1 protein-coding gene is annotated in these 233 nt (G+C 41.2%); it reads right to left on the bottom strand.

Annotation, left to right across the window (positions count from 1 at the left end):
- Window positions 1-42: 42 nt before the first annotated feature.
- Window positions 43-233, bottom strand: a 191-nt coding sequence (locus G3N99_RS27005) for a hypothetical protein (RefSeq protein ID WP_206123927.1), incomplete at its 5' end; no start/stop codon positions are given.

Here is a 233-nt window from a genome sequence, read left to right as displayed (position 1 = left end):
AAAAAAAAAAAAAAAACTCATCCGATGTTCTCACACCCAACATCAATACTCACAACACTTTACTACTAGACTGCATATCGCGTGCTTAGTTATTTTTTCTATGTCCTCTCTCTTCTCGTCTCTCCATCCTCGCACTACCACTCTTACCAGCCATCTTTTCTCCCTTCCTCTTGTTTCCCTTCCTGTCTTGATCACATCTCTCTCAACTCTCTTTATCCTGATCACTCTCCCTT

Source organism: Burkholderia sp. Ac-20392, from assembly GCF_017104585.1.
Lineage (GTDB): Bacteria > Pseudomonadota > Gammaproteobacteria > Burkholderiales > Burkholderiaceae > Burkholderia > Burkholderia lata.
This window is presented reverse-complemented; position numbering and strand designations above follow the sequence as displayed.